This window comes from Cupriavidus sp. 05L411, from assembly GCF_056398045.1.
The window spans coordinates 1-14985 of the sequence record NZ_JBFTOQ010000088.1 but is presented as its reverse complement, the minus strand read 5'-3'; the positions used below and the strand labels follow the sequence as shown (position 1 = coordinate 14985).

Here is a 14985-nt window from a genome sequence, read left to right as displayed (position 1 = left end):
GAAACCGTAGCCGGGATGGATGGCCTGCGCGCCGGTGGCCTTGGCCATCTCGATGATGTGGTCGCCGCGCAGGTAGCTGTCGCGCGCTGCCGCGCCGCCGATATGCACGGCCTCGTCGCACAGTGCCACGTGGCGCGCGTTGGCGTCGGCGTCGGAGTAGACGGCTACCGTGCGGATGCCGAGGCGGCGGCAGGTGGCTGCCACGCGGCAGGCGATTTCGCCGCGATTGGCGATCAGGATCTTGTTGAACATGGCGCCCTCCCCTGATGAACCTCTGCCCGCAGCCAGTGTGGTTGCGGGGACGGCGGCCATTGACCATGGGCCCTTGGCCGCCGCCATTGCCGCCAGCTTACCCTGCGTAGCCCTCGGTGCGGATATCCAGCCGTGCCAGCAGCGCGCGATCGCGATCGGCCTGGGGGTTGGCGGTGGTCAGCAGGCGGTCGCCGTAGAAGATGGAATTGGCGCCAGCCATGAAGCACAGGGCCTGCAGCGCGTCGTCCATGGTCTCGCGGCCGGCGGACAGGCGCACCATGGCGCTGGGCATGGTGATGCGCGCCACCGCGATGGTGCGCACGAACTCGAACGGGTCGATCGGTGCCGTGTCGGCCAGCGGCGTGCCCTTGACCGCCACCAGGTTGTTGATGGGCACCGACTCGGGATACGGGTCGAGGTTGGCGAGCTGCGCGATCAGCCCGGCGCGCGCCTCGCGCGATTCGCCCATGCCGACGATGCCGCCGCAGCACACGTTGATACCGGCCTCGCGCACATGGCCGATGGTGTCCAGGCGGTCCTGGTAGGTGCGGGTGCCAATGATCTCGCCGTAGAACTCGGGCGAGGTATCGAGGTTGTGGTTGTAGTAGTCCAGCCCCGCGTCCTTCAGGCGCTGCGCCTGCTCGGCTTCCAGCATGCCTAGCGTGACGCAGGTCTCCAGGCCCATGGCCTTGACCTCTTTCACCATTTCGATGACCGGCTCAAGGTGGCGGTCCTTCGGGCTGCGCCAGGCGGCGCCCATGCAGAAGCGTCCAGCGCCGCTGGCCTTGGCGGCGCGCGCGGCTTCCAGCACTTCGTCGAGCGCCATCAGCTTGCCCGCGGTGACGCCGGCATCGTGGTGCGCGCTCTGCGGGCAATAGCCGCAATCCTCTTCGCAGCCGCCGGTCTTGATCGACARCAGSGTCGAGAGCTGCACGGCGTTGGCATCGAAATGCTCGCGGTGCACCTGCTGGGCGCGGAACAGCAGATCGTTGAACGGCAGCGCGTACAGCGCGGCGACCTCGGCGACGGTCCAGTCGCCCGGCTTGGTGGCGGGCGCGGGCTCGGTAAAGCGGCGGGCGGTCTGGCGCAGGGTGTCGGGGGAAATGGTGGCGACGGTTTCGCCGGCGTGAGTGGTTGCAGTCATGTTTGCTATCTGTTCCGGTAATTCGTTCAGTGTTTGCAGTCTTGGTCCGGCGCGCTCAGGCGGCGATGCCATTGCCTGCGGCATGGCAAGCGGCAAGCAGCGGCGCCAGCGCGAGCTGGCTGGCGGCTTCGGCCGGCGCGACCTGCCACGGCAGCGTGCCGAGCCAGGGCGCGCCCAGCGCCGCGCGCAGCGTGTCGATGTTCTCGTCGGCGAGCTGCATGCCGGGATCGATGCGGTTGGCGATCCAGCCGGCCAGGTGCAGGCCGCGCGCACGCACGGCTTCGGCGGTGAGCAGGGCGTGGCTGATGCAGCCCAGGCGGATGCCGACCACCAGCACCACCGGCAGGCCGAGCATCACGGCAAGGTCGGCCGTGTCCCAGCCGCCTTGGTCGCGCGGCGCGCCGTCCAGCGGCACGCAAAAGCCGCCGACGCCTTCCACCACCACCGCGCCGGCCCGCGCCTGCAACGCGGCAAACGCGGCGCGGATCGGCTCGCGCGTGATGCGCGTGCCCTCGATGGCGGCGGCCAGGTGCGGCGAAGCCGGCGTGCGCAGCAAAAACGGGCACGTCTGCGCCTGCGCAACGGTCACCGCGCTGGCGGCGCGCAGTTGCGCCACGTCATCGTTGTGCCAATGGTCGTTGCGCCATTCGCTGCCGCTTGCCACCGGCTTCATGCCAACGGCCAGGTGGCCGGCGGCGCGCAGCGCGTGCAGCAAGGTGGCGCTAGCGTGCGTCTTGCCGATGCCGGTGTCGGTACCCGTGACAAAACAGGCGATCATGACGCCTCCTTGCGCGGCACCACGCTGGCCAGGCTGGCCAGCAGGCGCTCGACATCGGCCACGGTATGCGAGGCCGACAGCGTGATGCGCAGACGCGCGGTACCAACGGGCACGGTGGGCGGGCGGATCGCGCCAACGCGGATGCCGTCGGCCTCCAGCGCCGCGGACAGTGCCAGCGCCGCCACGTTGTCGCCCACGATCACGGGCTGGATCGCCGTCGAGCTCTCACCCAGGCGCCAGCCAGCCGCCCGCGTCAGGCCGGCCAGGCCGCTGCGCAGCGTATGGATCAGCTTATCCAGTTGCGCGCGGCGTTGCCGCCCTTCGTCGCCGGCGATCAACGCCAGGCTGGCGGACAAGGCGTGCGCCACCGCCGGCGGCGAGGCCGTGGTGTAGATGTACTGCCGCGCGGTGTTGACGAGATGATCGATGATGGTCTCGTGCGCGGCCACGAACGCGCCCGCCACGCCGGCGGCCTTGCCCAGCGTGCCGATATAGATAAAGCGCGGCGACGTCAGCGCGAGGTGCTCCAGCACGCCGTGGCCTTGCTCGCCCAGCACGCCGAAGCCATGCGCGTCGTCCAGGATGATCCAGGCATCGTGCCGCTCGGCCAGCGTCAGCAGCTCGGCCAGCGGCGCAAAGTCGCCGTCCATGCTGAACACGCYGTCGGTGACGATCAGCTTGAGCGGGCTGGTGCTGGCGGCCAGCAAGCCCTCGAGCTCGGCCACGTTGCGATGCGCGTAGCGGCGGACCTCGGCCCGCGCCAGGCGCGCGCCGTCGATCAGCGAGGCATGGTTGAGCGCTTCGCAGAAGAGCGTGGCATCGGCGCTGCCTAGCGCGGTCAGCACCGCCATGTTGGCCATATAGCCAGTGCTGAAGTAGAGCGCGGCCGCGTGCGGAATGTTCGGTGCGAACCACGCCGCCAGCTCCCCTTCGAGCCGGTGGTGGGCCAGCGAATGGCCGCTCACCAGGTGGGAGGCCCCGCTGCCCGCGCCGAACTGGCGCGCGCCCTCGGCCATGGCCGCGATCAGCGCGGGATGGTTGGCCAGGCCCAGGTAGTCGTTGCTGCAGAACGTCAGCAACGAGTGCATCTCGCCGCCGCAGGCATCGCTCACGGCTTGCTGCGGCGCACAGGCGGAGTACGCGGTGCGGCGGCGCCGCGTCAGTGCCTTTTCGTCGCGCTCGGCGGCGGCCAGGGTCAAGTGCTCAAGCAGCATCGCGTATCTCCGTGGGTGCGCCGGTACCRTTGCCRGCGCTGTCGTTCTGGTCCATGCCGGCGAGTACCGTGTCGAGCGTGGCTTGCAGYTGGCCTGCCAGCCATTGCGCAAGCGCCGCGTCGAACACGTACGGGGGCATGATGTAAAGCGTGCGGCCAATCGGCCGGATCAGCACGCCGTGCTTGCGCGCGGCATGATGGAAGCGCGCGGCGAACTCGCCTGCGTCGGCCGCGTATTCTTCGCGCACATCGGCGGCCCAGATCAGGCCGCGCTGGCGTACGTGATGCAGCCGGGCATCCGCCGCCAGCCCGGCCATGGCTTGCGTGAGCCACTGCGCGCGCTGGCGGTTCTGCGCCACCACGTCTTGCTTGGCGAACAGGTCGAGCGTGGCCAGCGCGGCGCGGCAGGCCAGCGGGTTGCCGGTATAGGAATGCGAGTGCAGGAAGCTGCGGGCGCGGTCCGGGTCGCGCGCCTCGGCCACGAAAGCCTGCTGGATCGCGCTGCGCGACAGCACCAGCGAGAGCGGCAGGTAGCCGCCGCTGATGCCCTTGGACAAGCACAGGAAATCCGGCCACAGGTGCGCCGGCAGCGGTGCGCCGGGCTCGCCCGCGCCGCGTGCCTGCTCCCACGCGAAAAAGGTGCCGGTGCGCCCGCACCCCACCGCAATCTCGTCGGCGATCAAATGCACGCGGTAGCGGTCGCACAGCGCGCGCACGCCTTCCAGGTAGAGCGGATCATGCATGGCCATGCCCGCGGCGCACTGCACCAGCGGCTCGATGATGAGCGCTGCAATCTGGCCGCCGCGCGCCTGCAGCAGCGCCTCCAGCGCATCCAGCGCGCACTGCGCAACCTGCGCGGCGCTCTCGCCCGGCGCGGCCTGGCGCGCATCCGGCGACATCACCACGTGCGAGCTCATCAGCATCGGGTCGTAGGCATCGCGGAAGATCGCCACATCGGTCACCGCGAGCGCGCCCACGGTTTCGCCGTGGTAGCCGTGGCGCAGGCAGACGAATTCGCGCTTGCCGCCCAGGCCGGTGTTGCGCCAGTAGTGGAAGCTCATCTTCAGCGCAATCTCCACGGCGGACGCGCCGTCGCTGGCATAGAACGCATGGCCGAGCGCGCCGCCGGTCAGCGCCGACAAACGCTCGGCAAGCTCCACCGCCGGCGCATGCGTGCAGCCGGCCAGCATCACGTGCTCGAGCGTGTCGAGCTGATCGCGCAGCGCGGCGTTGATGTCCGGGTTGGCGTGGCCAAACAGATTGACCCACCAGGAGCTGGTGGCGTCGAAATAGCGCTGGCCGCCGGTGTCGTGCAGCCAGGGGCCCTCGCCGCGCGCGATAGCGAGCGGCGGCTCGCCGGCCTCAGGCCGCAGCGGCGTGCACGGATGCCATACCGCGCGCAAGCTGCGCTCGCCGAGCGTGGGCTGGGCAAGATGCGCGCTCGGCGCCAGGGACGCGGAATTGGACTGGTCTTCCAAGGAAACCCTCCTTTGTTGACCGCGCGCTGGCCGGCCCAGGCAGGCAAAGCCTGGCGTGGCGGCACTTGCGTGCGGGTTGGGGAGAGTCATGGTAGGGAGCTACCTGGTGAATTGGCAAACAGCGCCGGATTTACACGTTGACGACACGTTGAACGACAAAGCGCGAAGAAGTACCCAACCGCCTCGTATCCCAACGCTTGCGTGCGCCTATCTCCACCCTGCGCAGCCGGATGCGGCGCGCGATTCCATCCGTCTATCGAAAAAAATCACGCATCATGGCTGCGGATCGAACGAAAGTCCGATCTCCTTGAAGAACCGCTCGACCTCCGGCAGCCAGATCGGCACGCCCGCGCGGGCGCCGAACAGCGTATGGGAGTCGCCCGCGAATGTGCCGTAGTCCACCATGCGGGCGTTAGCGGCAGGGCCATGCGCCTGCGCGGTATAGGCCTCGAAGAATTTTGCCGGCAGGGGCTGCGGCCAGTAGCTGTCGTTATCGCCGTACAGCCACAGCGAGGGATAGCGCGCCTTTTTGCCGTAGCCGCCGAACGCGTCCACCAGGTTGAATTCCCAGCGGCTGCAGGATTCATCGCGCAGTCCGCCGGCAAAATTGATCACGCCCAGCACGCCCGGATAGGCGATGGTGCTGAATGCCATGGTGGTCAGCCCGCCATGCGACTGGCCGATCACGACGATGTGCGATTTGTCCACATAGGGCTGCTTGATCATGTATTCGAGCGTGGCCACCACGTCTTCGGCCTGCACCAGGCCGTTGCTCTCGACATTGCAGCCGCCGCCGATATAGGCGCCGCCGGATTTGGAAAAGCCCTGGCGCATCGGCAACGCCACAACGTAGCCGCGCTTGACGAATTCCGCGCTCTGCACGAGGTAGCGTGCGCGCGACTGGAAGGCTGGCTTGCCCAGCGCCTTGCCGTGATTGATCACGACCAGCGGAAACGGGCCGTCGCCGGGTGGCTTGAAGATGGTGGTTTCCAGCTCCAGCGAGAACATGACGCCGGGCTTGGGAACCATTGCGACCTGCTCAGACGAGCCGGGGATGATGGCGGTGATCGCCCCTGGTGCCTGCGTGGCCTGATTCGCGGATGGCGCCCGCGCCATCGCCCCGGTGAATGGCAGGGTCAGCAGCAGGGCCAGGGCCAGTCGTTGCATCCACCTCATGATTTGCCTGCTCCTTGGTTTGCCCCTGCCGCGCGAGGCGCCGCTTGCCTGCTGCCCGCCGCCTCAGGCCGTGCGCTTGGGCAACGGATGCCCCGGCAGCAGGTCGTACGGATGGCGCCAGCCCGGCAGCGCACGCAACCGCTCGGTCCAGGCATGGAGTTGCGGATACTCCTTGCGCCAGTGCACGCCGATCTCGTCGTCGTAGAACACGTAGCCGGCCAGCGAAAAATCCGCGATGGTCGGGCGCTCGCCCAGCACGTAGGCCCGCCCGGACAAATGCGTGTTGAGCACGTTCCACGCGCCCTCGCAGCGCTGCCTCAGGAACTGCAGCACTGCCGGGTCCGGTGCCTTGGTGAAGGTGCGCAGGAAGCGGTAGGTTGCGGTGTACGACGTGAACTTGTGGTTGTCGAACAGCAGCCAGCGCAAGACCTCGGAGCGTTCGGCCTCGCTGGCAGGGCCGTAGGCGTCGAGGCGCTGCGCGAGCAGGTCCAGGATCGCGCCCGATTGCGACAACCGCTGTCCATCGAACTCCAGCACCGGCGCCTCGCCCATTTCGTTGATGGCACGGTACTCGGGCGTATGCGTCTCGCCGTTGAAGTAGTCGACGAAGTGCGGCGTCCACAGCGTGCGGCCACGCTGCACGCCGACGGTTTCCAGCAGCAAGGCCACCTTGTAGGTGTTGCCGGATTGTGCGAAGCCATACAGCAAGTACTCCGTGTCCCGCGCAGCAGCAGCAGCAGCAGCAGCAGCAGCAGCAGCCATCGATTCCGTCATGGTGTCTCCCCCAACATTTCGCCATCGACATAAAGCCAGCGCGGCGCCTCGCCGGCACTGCGCGGCTCGCGCACAAAGCGGCTGCGCTCGTGCAGCCGCCAGGCGCGCCCGCCCACCTTGTAGCGCGCCACGAACTCCACCTGGGCATGCGTCTCGTCCTGCTGCGCATGTGCCTTGACCGCGAGCCCGAGCCAGCGCGTGTCCGTGTCCGCGGCAAGGTCGTCCGGGCAGGTAGATGGATGCCAGGTATGGCGCAGCCAGTCCACGTCACCCAGCACATAGGCGCTATAGCGCGAGCGCATCAATTGCTCGGCGTTGAACGGCAGCGCCTCGCCGCGATGAAAGCGCCCGCAGCAGGTGGCGTAGTCGCCCCCGCCGCATGGGCAGCCGCCGGTGCCGGCGCCGGATGCGCGTGCCTTCATCCGATCAGCCCCGGCAGCTCGCGCATATCGGTGAAGGTGGTGACTGCGCCGGCTGCCAGCAGCGATTGCGCCGCGTTGCGCGCAGCGTAGCCGAGCACCGTCATGCCCGCGGCAACGCCTGCGGTCACGCCCGTCGGACTATCCTCGATCACCACGCAGCGCGCCGGCTCCACATCCATGGTGCGCGCCGCCAGCAGGTACACGTCGGGCGCCGGCTTGCTGCGCTCGACCTCGGTCGACGAGAAGATATGCTCGCGCTCGTCCTGCTGGAACAGCTCCACCAGGCCGGTGCGCGTCAGTTGCAGCTTGACCTTGATGCGATCCGCGCCCGAGGCCACGCAGACCGGCAAGCCAGTCGCGACGATCGCGCGCACCGCCTCACGCACATGCGGCACCGCCTGCACTTCCGCCTCAAGGACTGCGTTGCGACGCACGAACCATTCCGACAGCCAGTTTTCCGGCAGCGGCGCGCCACGCCGGCTGGCGATGTTGTCGAGCTCTTCGCGCACCGCGCGGCCGAGAAACCACTTGGTGGATTCTTCGATCGAGATGCGGATGCCAAGCTCGTTGAGCATCTCGTTGAGCACGCGGTTGACGATGGGCTCGCTGTCGACGAGCACGCCGTCGCAATCGAAAATCACGCAGTCGAAACGGGGATGGCGGATCGGCTTGATGCTGGCATTCATGCGGGTTTCTTTTCCTTGCTGCTGTCTGTGCTGTTATCTGCGCTGTTGTCTGTATTGCTTGTATTGTTGTCCATGCCCGGCACGGCACGCAGCGCCATCGGGCGCTTGCTCTTGAGGTGTGCCTCGATCTGGTCGAAGCGGTCGAAGCCCCAGAACGGCTCGCCGTCGATGATCACAAAGGGCGAGCCGAACACGCCCTTGGCCATGGCCACGTCGATCTCGGCCTTGAGCTGGTCCTTGATCTGGAAGCCGCTGGCGCCGGCATCCATGGCATGCGCATCGATGCCGAGCGGCTCGGCCAGCTTCACCAGTTCGGCCGGCTCGGCGATGTTGATGTCATCCACGAACAGGGCGTGATAGACCGACTTGGCAAACGCGGTCGCGATATCGTCGCCATGATGGTTCTGCAGCCACAGCACGGCGCGGGCGGCCTGCGTGGTGGGCAGCGGGAAGTGCGTCGGACGCTTGTACTCGATATTGTGGAAGCGCGCGGTACGCTCGAAATCGCGCCAGGAATAGTCGCCCTTGAGCGGCACCTGCGGCAGCGGCGAGCTGCCGGTGGTCTTGAACACCACGCCGAGCAGGATCGGATGCCAGGCGACGATGCGCCCGTACTTCTGCGCCAGCTCGTCGATGCGCGTGCTGGCGAAGTAGCCGTAGGGCGAGGAAAAATCGAAGTAGAAATCGATGGCAGCAGTCATTGTCTTGGGGGCTCCTGGCTCCTGGCTTCTGGATTTTGGCGTCTGGCCGTTTGGGTTCAGTGCTTCGGTGATTCGATGATGCGCCAACACGTTGGTTCCGTGCTGCGCGCGAGCCGCCCTCAGGCCAGCGCCCGAGCGATCAGTATCTTCTGAATATCGCTGGTGCCCTCGTAGATCTGGCAGACGCGCACATCCCGGTAGATGCGCTCGACCGGGAAATCGCTGACATAGCCGTAGCCCCCAAAGACCTGGATGGCGGCCGAGCAGACCTCCTCGGCCATCTCGCTGGCATACAGCTTGGCCATGGCGGCCTCCTTCAGGCAAGGCCGCCCCGCATCCTTGAGCGACGCGGCATGCCACACCATCTGCCGCGCCACCTCGATCTTGGTCGCCATGTCGGCCAGGCGGAACTGCACGGCCTGATGCGCGAACAGCGGCTGGCCGAAGCTCTCGCGTTCCTTGGCATACGCCAGCGCCGCGTCGAACGCCGCGCGTGCCATGCCGATGCTTTGCGAGGCGATGCCGATGCGTCCGCCTTCCAGGCCGGACAGCGCCATCTTGTAGCCGGCGCCCTCCTCGCCCAGCATATTGGCCGCCGGCACGCGGCAATCCTCGAACAGGATCTGCGCGGTGTCCGACGAATGCTGGCCGAGTTTTTCCTCCAGCCGCGCGACGATGTAGCCGGGCGTGGCGGTGGGCACCAGGAAGGCACTGATGCCGCGCTTGCCCGCCGCCTTGTCGGTGACAGCGAGCACGATGGCCACGTCGGCGTTCTTGCCGCTGGTGATGAATTGCTTGACACCGTTGAGCACGTAGTCGTCGCCGTCCCTCACCGCGCTGGTGCGCAGCGCGGCGGCATCCGAGCCCACGTGCGGCTCGGTCAGGCAGAAAGCGCCGAGCATCTCGCCGCGCGCGAGAGGCACCAGCCACTGCTGCTTTTGCGCCTCGCTGGCGAAAGCCATCAACATGCTGCACACCGGGCAGTTGTTGACGCTGATGACGGTCGAGGTGCCGCCATCGCCGGCGGCGATTTCTTCCAGGATCAGCGCCAGCGAGAGATAGTCGAGCCCGGCGCCGCCGTATTGCTCGGGTACCGCTACGCCGTAAGCACCGAGCGCGGCCAGCTCGCGGTGCACCGCCTGCGGGAAGGTCTTGTCGCGATCCCACGCGGCGGCGTGCGGCGCGATCTCCTGCTGCGCGAACTGGCGCACGGCATCGCGGATCATTTCCTGTTCTGGCGTGAGCAGCATGTCAATTCACCAAGGTGGTAGCGGAGTCGGGAACCATGAACGCCGTGCTCACCACGGGATCACGCTGCCATCGTAGTTGCGAAAACCGCCGTTATCCAGGCGCGTTGCTCCGGCGATCACGCCGCGCATGCCGGATACGCTTTGCTCCGGCGTGAGGTCGGCTTCCTTGCCGCCCATCTCGGTCTGCACCCAGCCAGGGTGGAAGGCCAGGCAGGTAGCGTGGCGCGCGTCGAGCGAGGCGGCCTTGAGCGCCGCGTTGGCCGCCGCCTTGCTGACCCGGTAGAGCCAGCTGCGGTTGCTGTCCATGGTGCCGATGCTGCCCATGCGCGAAGCCAGCACCGCCAGCACGCCGCCCTTGCCCGAACGCCCGGCCTCGACCAGCGGCAGCAGCAACGGCAGCGCCATCATCGGCCCCAGCACATTGACGTGCATCACCTTGTCGAAGTCTTCGCGGGTGACCGGCTGCGCGCCTTCGGTGCGCGGGCCGATCACGCCGGCGTTGTAGATCGCTACGTCGATGGATTCGCCGTCCAGCTTCCAACCCAGCCCGGCGACCTGGCCCGCGTCGGTCAGGTCGGCGCGCAACGCCTCCGCGCCAAGCGCTTCGATGGCCTTGATGCCGTCATCGCTGCGCGCGACGGCCAGCACCCGCCAGCCATCGGCACGGTACTGGCGCACAAATTCGAGACCGATGCCACGCGAGGCACCAAGGATGAGAGCGGTTGGCAAGGCAGTACTCCTTCTTCTATATGGATTGCGGCCTGGCTGCCGCGCGGTGGCGGCAGCGGCTCTGTTGCGGTCAATGCCGCGGGTTCAGACGATCTCCAGCCCCACCGCGGTGGCTTCGCCGCCGCCGATGCACAGGCTGGCCACGCCGCGCTTGCCGCCGGTCTTGCGCAGCGCGCCGATCAGCGTGGCCATGATGCGCGCGCCCGAGGCGCCGATGGGGTGGCCTAGCGCGCAGGCGCCGCCGTGGATGTTGACCTTGTCGCGCGGGATCTTGAGGTCGTGCATGGCGGCCATCGGCACCACGGCGAACGCTTCGTTGATCTCGAACAGGTCGACGCTGTCGGTCGTCCAGCCGAGCTTGCGGTAGAGCTTGCTCATCGCTTCCACCGGCGCGGTGGTGAACCATCCCGGCGCCTGCGCATGCGTGGTGTGGCCAAGCAGGCGGGCCAGCGGTTCCAGGCCGAGCCGCTTGGCGGTGGATTCGCGCATCATCACCAGCGCGGCCGCGCCGTCGTTGATCGATGACGACGAGGCAGCGGTGATGGTGCCGTCCTTGGCAAAAGCGGGCTTGAGCGACGGGATCTTGTCGACCTTGATGCGGCGCGGGCCTTCGTCGGTATCGATGACGGTGTCGCCACCACGCCCCGGCACCGTTACCGGCGCGATCTCCCAACGGAAGTCGCCGCGCTCGGTGGCCTGCTGGGCGCGCCGTACGCTCTCCATGGCGAACTCGTCCTGCGCCGCGCGGGTGAAGTCGTACTTGGCCGCGCAGTCCTCGCCGAAGGTGCCCATCGAGCGGCCGCCGCCTTTTTCGTCCTTGATGTAGGCGTCTTCCAGACCGTCCAGCATCATGTGGTCGAAGATCATGCCGTGGCCGATGCGGTAGCCGCCGCGGCCCTTGGGCACCAGGTACGGCGCATTGGTCATGCTCTCCATGCCGCCGGCAATGCCGATCTCGAATGCGCCCGCGATCAGCGCGTCATGCACATTCATGGCGGCGCGCATGCCGGAGCCGCACATCTTGTTGACCGTGGTGCAAGCCACGCCAAGCGGCAAGCCAGCGCCCAGCGCTGCCTGCCGGGCGGGCGCCTGGCCCAGGCCCGCGGGCAGCACGCAGCCGAACACCACTTCCTCGATCTGCTCCGGCGCGAGGCCCGCGCGCTCGACCGCCGCACGGATGGCGGTGGCGCCAAGCTGCGGCGCCGTCAGCGTGGCGAACTCGCCCTGGAAAGCCGCCATGGGGGTGCGGGCGGCGGATACGATGACTACGGGATCATGCATGGGGTGTCTCCAATGATTGGGGCGCTGGCTGGCGGCGATTGTTGGCTCTTCCGGGAATCTCTCTGTACTTGGCTTAGCGGATCGACGCTTGCGGCGGATCGCCGAACTGGCGGTAGGCGGCCTCAAGCTGCGCGTGCAGTTCGTCGTTGCTGCTGGCGGCCATGCCCAGGTCGCGCAGCAGGCCGTCGGACACGCCGTAGACCCAGCCATGCACCGTGACCGGCTGCCCGCGGTCCCACGCGTCCTGCAGCACCGTGGTCTGGCACACGTTGTTGACCTGCTCGATCACGTTGAGCTCGCACAGGCGCGTATGCGCGTCTTCCTCGCGGGTGATGGTGCCAAGGTAGGCGCCGTGCTTGTCGGCCACGTCGCGCACATGGCGCAGCCAGTTGTCGGCCAGGCCGATGCGCTGGCGCTTGAGCGCCACCTTGACGCCGCCGCAGCCATAGTGGCCCACCACGGTGATGTGGCGCACCTTGAGCACTTCCACCGCGAACTGGATGACGGACAGCGCGTTGAGGTCGCTATGGGCGATGACGTTGGCGATATTGCGGTGGACGAACACCTCGCCCGGTGCCAGCCCGAGGATCTGGTTGGCCGGCACGCGCGAATCCGAGCAGCCGATCCACAGGTACTCGGGCGCCTGCTGGTTAGCCAGGCGCATGAAGAAGCTTGGGTCTTCCGCATTGACGCGGTCCACCCACTCGCGGTTGTTGCGGAAAAGCTGGGCGATGGCGTCACTCATGCGACTCTCCTTGCGGGTGCGGGATCGTTGCCGTGCGCGCGCGCTTCGGCGTCGCCGCTGCCGGCGGCATAGCGATGGATAAAGCGTTCAGAAACATCATAGGCATAGAAATCATGGATTTGCCCGGCCAGCAGCCGGTCCTTGTGAGCCTGCCACATGGCAGGATCGAAAAAATCTTCATGGTGCCGCAGGAAGGCAGCACGCACGCGCGCGTCGCCGAGCAAGAAGGTGCGATAAGTCTCGGGGAAGATGTCGTGCCGCCCGACGCTGTACCAGACCTCGCCCGAAAGCTCCTCCTCTTCATTGCGCGGCTGCGGCACGTGGCGGACATTGGTGTCCGTCATGTACTCGATCTCGTCGTAGTCGTAGAACACCACGCGCCCGTGGCGCGTCACGCCGAAGTTCTTGTAGAGCATGTCGCCGGGAAAGATATTGGCGGCGATCAGCTCCTTGATGGCATTGCCGTACTCGACGATGCCGTGCTCGACCTGCGCATCCGAGCCTTCCTGCAGCCAGATGTTCAGCGGCGTCATGCGGCGCTCAATATACACGTGGCGCACGACAATTTCCTCGCCGCCATCCTTGCCGCGCTGGTATTCGATCATCGACGGCGCATGCAGCTCCAGCTCGCGCACCAGCGCATCGTCGAAGCGCGACAGCGGGAAGGCCACGTCGGAGTACTCCAGCGTATCGGCCATGCGCCCGACGCGGTCATGCTGCTTGACCAGTTGGTACTTCGATTTGATCAGCTCGCGCGTGGTCTCCTTGGGCGCCGGGTAGTAGTCCTTGATCACCTTGAACACGTATGGGTACGACGGCAGCGTGAACACCAGCATCACCAGGCCCTTGATGCCGGGTGCGCTGATGAACTTGTCCGACGAATGCTGCAGGTGATGCAGGAAGTCCCGGTAGAACAGGTTCTTGCCCTGCTTCTGCAAGCCCAGCGAGGTGTAGATCTCCGCGCGCGGCTTGCGCGGCATGATGTCGCGCAGGAAGGTCACGTACGCCGACGGGATCTCCATGTCGACCATGAAATACGAGTGCGTGAAGGAGAACAGGATCAGCAGTTGCATCTTCTTGAGCAGCACCGTATCGAGCGACAGCTTGCCATCGGGCGTGTGCACGATGGGAATCGCCAGCGGGAAGGTGCGGTCGGCATTCAGGATACGGCCGATGATGAACGCCGATTTGTTGCGGAAGAACAGCGACGACAGCACATGGATCTGGAAATTCGGCGCAATGCGGAAGTCGCCGAAATACTCGGTGACAGCGCGCACCACATAGCCGATATCGCGCGTGAGATCGTCAAACGGCCGGTCGAGCTGGAAGTTATGGACGATGCGTTCGAAGCACGCGGCCATGCCCTTGCGGCTGCCCGGATAGTAGGCGCGAAAGGTCGGCCGGGTGGGCGACTCCTCGTTCTCGATGTACTCGGTCGAGATGGCCGGGCGCACGAAGATGAAGTCGTTGTTGAAGTACGAGCGGTGCAGGATGCGCGTGCACACCGAGTTGAAAAACGTCTCAGCCAGTTCGGGCTGGTGATGATTGGTCAGCAGCCCGATGTAGTGCAGCTTGATCTGCTGCCAGATCTCGTCCTCGATGTTCTCCGCGTCGTATTCGTCTTCCAGGATCACGCTGGTTTCGCGCACCCGCTCGTTGTAGAAGTCGATGCGGTCGCGCTGCAGTTGCTGCAGGCCGAGCCAGTCGGCCGCTTCGAACTTCAGCTTGGCCAGGTGGCTGACTTCGCGGAACAGCCGGTAATGCTTGTCAAACCCGTCCAGCATGGTCCGGGCCACGTCGTAGGCGATCTGCGAGGACAGCAGCTTGGGGAAGTGGGACATGTCGCAGACCGGTGACTAAGGCTGGAGGTGGTTTCCGGAGATTGTAAATTGGTTCGGCGGCCGGGCGAGTGCTCTTTCGGTCAATTCGGCGCGAGCGGCAGGGCAGTTAGGCCGGCGCTGCCGCCTTGCGGCGCTGCGCCCGGCTGCGTGCCGCGCCGACATCACATGGTTTGCGAGAACAGCTCGCGCCCGATCAGCATGCGSCGRATTTCCGAGGTGCCKGCGCCGATCTCGTACAGCTTGGCGTCGCGCCACAGGCGGCCCACCGGGTACTCGTTGATATAGCCGTTGCCGCCCAGGATCTGCACGGATTCGCCGGCCATCCAGGTGGCCTTCTCGGCGGTATAGAGAATCACCGCGGCGCARTCCTTGCGCACCTGGCGCACGTGTTCCTTGCCCAGGGAATCCAGGTTCTTGCCCACCGTGTACAGGTAGCTGCGTGCTGCCTGCAAGGTGGTGTACATGTCGGCCACCTTGCCCTGGATCAGCTGGAACTCGCCGATGCTCTGGCCGAA

Annotated in this window: 16 protein-coding genes; all 16 read right to left on the bottom strand. The window is 66.7% G+C overall.

The features are described 5' to 3' along the window. A partial coding sequence (locus tag AC1DQR_RS39350; RefSeq protein ID WP_477135049.1) for a biotin carboxylase N-terminal domain-containing protein occupies positions 1-252 on the bottom strand: 252 nt, incomplete at its 3' end. A gap of 97 nt (positions 253-349) precedes the next feature. Further along, positions 350-1396: a biotin synthase BioB gene (gene bioB / locus AC1DQR_RS39345; protein WP_416050208.1), complete on the bottom strand. Its 1047-nt coding sequence runs from the start codon at positions 1394-1396 to the stop codon at positions 350-352. 55 nt (positions 1397-1451) lie between these two features. Beyond that, on the bottom strand, positions 1452-2174 hold the full coding sequence (gene bioD, locus AC1DQR_RS39340) for a dethiobiotin synthase (RefSeq protein WP_416050207.1): 723 nt from the start codon (positions 2172-2174) through the stop codon (positions 1452-1454). After that, entirely contained in the window at positions 2171-3388 is a 1218-nt protein-coding gene (gene bioF / locus AC1DQR_RS39335) for an 8-amino-7-oxononanoate synthase (protein ID WP_477135048.1), read from the bottom strand. The genes bioD and bioF overlap by 4 nt, the downstream gene beginning before the upstream one ends. Beyond that, positions 3378-4865, bottom strand: a complete 1488-nt coding sequence (bioA, locus tag AC1DQR_RS39330) for an adenosylmethionine--8-amino-7-oxononanoate transaminase (protein WP_477135047.1) — start codon at positions 4863-4865, stop codon at positions 3378-3380. Before bioA ends, bioF begins: the two co-directional genes overlap by 11 nt. A 273-nt stretch (positions 4866-5138) precedes the next feature. Next, positions 5139-6041, bottom strand: coding sequence for a dienelactone hydrolase family protein (locus AC1DQR_RS39325; RefSeq protein WP_416050204.1), 903 nt, complete (start codon positions 6039-6041; stop codon positions 5139-5141). A gap of 63 nt (positions 6042-6104) precedes the next feature. Beyond that, positions 6105-6815: a glutathione S-transferase family protein gene (locus tag AC1DQR_RS39320; RefSeq protein WP_477135046.1), complete on the bottom strand. Its 711-nt coding sequence runs from the start codon at positions 6813-6815 to the stop codon at positions 6105-6107. Next, positions 6812-7237 (bottom strand): YchJ family metal-binding protein, encoded by a 426-nt coding sequence (locus AC1DQR_RS39315; protein WP_174428625.1) that lies wholly within the window; start codon positions 7235-7237, stop codon positions 6812-6814. Before AC1DQR_RS39315 ends, AC1DQR_RS39320 begins: the two co-directional genes overlap by 4 nt. Further along, positions 7234-7923 (bottom strand): HAD family hydrolase, encoded by a 690-nt coding sequence (locus tag AC1DQR_RS39310; protein WP_416050202.1) that lies wholly within the window; start codon positions 7921-7923, stop codon positions 7234-7236. Before AC1DQR_RS39310 ends, AC1DQR_RS39315 begins: the two co-directional genes overlap by 4 nt. After that, the gene (locus tag AC1DQR_RS39305) at positions 7920-8624 is read right to left on the bottom strand and encodes a 2-hydroxychromene-2-carboxylate isomerase (RefSeq protein WP_416050201.1); all 705 of its coding nucleotides are present in this window, start codon (positions 8622-8624) and stop codon (positions 7920-7922) included. The genes AC1DQR_RS39310 and AC1DQR_RS39305 overlap by 4 nt, the downstream gene beginning before the upstream one ends. A 119-nt stretch (positions 8625-8743) precedes the next feature. After that, positions 8744-9874 (bottom strand): acyl-CoA dehydrogenase family protein, encoded by a 1131-nt coding sequence (locus tag AC1DQR_RS39300; RefSeq protein ID WP_267605185.1) that lies wholly within the window; start codon positions 9872-9874, stop codon positions 8744-8746. A gap of 48 nt (positions 9875-9922) precedes the next feature. Then, a complete protein-coding gene (locus AC1DQR_RS39295; protein WP_477135045.1) occupies positions 9923-10603 on the bottom strand; it encodes an SDR family oxidoreductase in 681 nt (226 codons plus the stop codon). An 84-nt stretch (positions 10604-10687) separates the two neighbouring features. After that, a complete protein-coding gene (locus AC1DQR_RS39290; RefSeq protein WP_416050199.1) occupies positions 10688-11884 on the bottom strand; it encodes an acetyl-CoA C-acetyltransferase in 1197 nt (398 codons plus the stop codon). 73 nt (positions 11885-11957) lie between these two features. Next, the gene (can, locus tag AC1DQR_RS39285; protein WP_416050198.1) at positions 11958-12629 is read right to left on the bottom strand and encodes a carbonate dehydratase; all 672 of its coding nucleotides are present in this window, start codon (positions 12627-12629) and stop codon (positions 11958-11960) included. Next, positions 12626-14470, bottom strand: coding sequence for a bifunctional isocitrate dehydrogenase kinase/phosphatase (aceK, locus tag AC1DQR_RS39280; RefSeq protein WP_477135044.1), 1845 nt, complete (start codon positions 14468-14470; stop codon positions 12626-12628). Before aceK ends, can begins: the two co-directional genes overlap by 4 nt. 161 nt (positions 14471-14631) lie before the next feature. After that, positions 14632-14985 (bottom strand): acyl-CoA dehydrogenase family protein (locus AC1DQR_RS39275; protein WP_477135043.1); only part of this gene is annotated, 354 nt, incomplete at its 5' end.

What these genes read in the sequence shown, in the direction of transcription:
- bioD (WP_416050207.1), bottom strand. Translation starts at nt 2,174, where the DNA reads ATGATCGCCTGTTTTGTCACGGGTACCGACACCGGCATCGGCAAGACG.
- AC1DQR_RS39325 (WP_416050204.1), bottom strand. Translation starts at nt 6,041, where the DNA reads ATGAGGTGGATGCAACGACTGGCCCTGGCCCTGCTGCTGACCCTGCCA.
- AC1DQR_RS39320 (WP_477135046.1), bottom strand. Translation starts at nt 6,815, where the DNA reads ATGACGGAATCGATGGCTGCTGCTGCTGCTGCTGCTGCTGCTGCTGCT.
- AC1DQR_RS39315 (WP_174428625.1), bottom strand. Translation starts at nt 7,237, where the DNA reads ATGAAGGCACGCGCATCCGGCGCCGGCACCGGCGGCTGCCCATGCGGC.
- AC1DQR_RS39310 (WP_416050202.1), bottom strand. Translation starts at nt 7,923, where the DNA reads ATGAATGCCAGCATCAAGCCGATCCGCCATCCCCGTTTCGACTGCGTG.
- AC1DQR_RS39305 (WP_416050201.1), bottom strand. Translation starts at nt 8,624, where the DNA reads ATGACTGCTGCCATCGATTTCTACTTCGATTTTTCCTCGCCCTACGGC.
- AC1DQR_RS39300 (WP_267605185.1), bottom strand. Translation starts at nt 9,874, where the DNA reads ATGCTGCTCACGCCAGAACAGGAAATGATCCGCGATGCCGTGCGCCAG.
- AC1DQR_RS39290 (WP_416050199.1), bottom strand. Translation starts at nt 11,884, where the DNA reads ATGCATGATCCCGTAGTCATCGTATCCGCCGCCCGCACCCCCATGGCG.
- can (WP_416050198.1), bottom strand. Translation starts at nt 12,629, where the DNA reads ATGAGTGACGCCATCGCCCAGCTTTTCCGCAACAACCGCGAGTGGGTG.
- aceK (WP_477135044.1), bottom strand. Translation starts at nt 14,470, where the DNA reads ATGTCCCACTTCCCCAAGCTGCTGTCCTCGCAGATCGCCTACGACGTG.